The following is a 2,288-nucleotide window of genomic DNA, read 5'->3' as shown; positions in this document are numbered from 1 at the left end:
GAGTTTCAGCAGTTTAAGGAAATACTTTTCGAAATTGGGGTACGGCAGAAAACAAAAAGTTGATTTTCGCAGACTCAATTCTAAAAACTTTGTTCTAGTGGGAATAGCGTGAATAATCTAGAGTGTTAGGTAAGGCAGAAACCAATATATCAGAACAAAGATTATAGATCATGGAATGATATATAGGTCTGTAATACCTTCATATAATAAAGTCGGAATATTCCGAAGAAAGAGAGTGGAGTTATATGACTAAACAAATTTCTGAGAAATGGTGGAGCCAGTTGAAACTACCTGCTATTGCTGCTCCAATGTTTTTAGTGTCTGGACCTGAGTTAGTAGAATCAGCTTGTTTAAATGGAGTAATTGGATCATTCCCAGCACCGAATGCACGTCCAATTGAGGTTCTTGATCAATGGATGGGACAACTAAATGATAATCTTGCTTTGGCGCGCGCAAATGAGCCAGAGCGTAAAGTTGCACCATGGGCAATGAATGTGGTTGTTCATAGTTCATACAGTAGATTACAAGAAGAGATCGAACTATTGAAAAAGCACAAACCAGAGCTTGTTATTACTTCATTAGGTAGTCCGAAGGTTGTTGTTGATATTGTGCATAGCTATGGTGGTCTTGTTTTTTCTGACGTAAGTGATGTAAAGTTTGCTAAAAAAGCTGCTGAAGCTGGTGTTGATGGATTAATTTTGGTTGCATCAGGTGCTGGTGGACATGCAGGAAATCTGAATGGATTTGCTTTTGTAGATAGCGTGCGTACTTTCTGGGATGGCATCATCGTTCTTGCAGGTGGAATCTCAACTGGAAAAAGCATTTTAGCTGCAAAAGCTGCAGGAGCAGACCTAGCCTACATGGGAACACGTTTCATTGTTGCCAAAGAAAGCTTGGCAGACAATGAATACAAGCAAATGCTAGTCGATTCTACTCAAGAAGACATTATTCTTACAGATGCGTTCTCTGGTGTTAAAGCGAATATGCTTATTCCAAGTATCGTAAAAGCTGGTCTTGATCCAGAACAACTAAAGAAGAAAGAAAAAGTAGAATTTGACGGTATGAAAAATGAAACGAACGCAAAGGCCTGGAAAGAAATCTGGTCTGCTGGACATGGTGTAGGTGCTATTACAAAAATTAACTCAGTTGCAGATATCATTAACGAACTAGAAGAAGAATATAATGAAGCTGTTGAAAAACTTAATGCACAAGCTGCAAGATTAAAGTCAGCTGTAATTAAATAATGATAAACTTGTAATCGTTTTAAAAAAATGTCTCCTTATAATACAATCTGGAAGATTATTTGTACAAGGAAAATGAATGGGTATTCATTCATTTTTATGATAACATCCAAGAGAAATGGTAAGTGATTTTATTTGTTTAGTATTAATTAAATTGAGTGTAGAGAATTACGAATTAAAAGTTAAAAAATATATGAAACGAATGGGGGGAACTGTAGTAGGGATTATATATCCTTTACTCCAGATAACTTATGACAATTTCTAAAACTGCAAAACATATTTTATTAAGCAAAGAGGGGCGTGTTGCTACAATTGTTTTTAATCGACCTGAAGTTTTAAATGCAATGAATTTAGAAACATTTAAACAGTTTATTGACGCATTAGATGAAATCGCTACTTCTGAAGTAGACGTAGTTGTACTTTCTGGAAATGGCAAAGGTTTTTCATCAGGTGGAGATTTAAAATCAATGTTAAGTAATTCAGATGAAGCAGCTTATGGACCTGGGATGGATTTACTTATAGAGCTTACCACTAAATTGTATAAGTTACCAAAAATTGTGATTAGTGCAATTCATGGCCCAGCAGCTGGAGTTGGCTTAAGCCTAGCGTTAGCAAGTGACTATGTGCTTGCGCATGAATCAGGTGTTTTGGCGATGAATTTCATTGCAATCGGACTTATACCTGATGGTGGAGCACATTATTTCCTTGAAAAAAGAATTGGAGAATCAAAAGCAAAACAACTAATCTGGGAAGGAAAAAGGCTAAATGCTGCTGAGGCTCTTCAAATTGGTCTAATTGATGAAGTCATTTCAGGAGATTTCGAACAAGAAATCAAACAACGCGTAAATAAAATCCTACAAAAACCAATAGGTGCCATGGTTCAAACAAAGAAAATTTATATTGAAAATAATCTAGAAAAGCTAACAAACGTACTTTCATCAGAAAAAGTCGGCCAAGGACTAATGAGAAAAACAACCGATCATAAAGAAGGCGTCCAAGCATTCCTGGAAAAAAGAAAACCTGAATTTAATGTGAAATAGAAAAGTG

The 2,288-nt window shown here is 36.0% G+C and carries 2 protein-coding genes; both read left to right on the top strand.

What is annotated here, in order from left to right:
* The first annotated feature begins 245 nt into the window (after positions 1-245).
* Entirely contained in the window at positions 246-1,244 is a 999-nt protein-coding gene (locus CN514_RS20205) for an NAD(P)H-dependent flavin oxidoreductase (RefSeq protein ID WP_098234125.1), read from the top strand.
* Positions 1,245-1,492: 248 nt separating this feature from the next.
* Positions 1,493-2,281, top strand: a complete 789-nt coding sequence (locus CN514_RS20200) for an enoyl-CoA hydratase (RefSeq protein ID WP_098234124.1) — start codon at positions 1,493-1,495, stop codon at positions 2,279-2,281.
* Positions 2,282-2,288 lie beyond the last annotated feature (7 nt).

Source organism: Bacillus sp. AFS001701, assembly GCF_002559405.1.
Taxonomy (GTDB): domain Bacteria; phylum Bacillota; class Bacilli; order Bacillales; family Bacillaceae_G; genus Gottfriedia.
The sequence above is the reverse complement of the archived record's forward strand: the minus strand, read 5'-3'. Positions and strand labels throughout refer to the sequence as shown.

Coding starts and splice junctions, on each gene's coding strand:
- CN514_RS20205 (WP_098234125.1), top strand. CDS start 246: ATGACTAAACAAATTTCTGAGAAATGGTGGAGCCAGTTGAAACTACCT.
- CN514_RS20200 (WP_098234124.1), top strand. CDS start 1,493: ATGACAATTTCTAAAACTGCAAAACATATTTTATTAAGCAAAGAGGGG.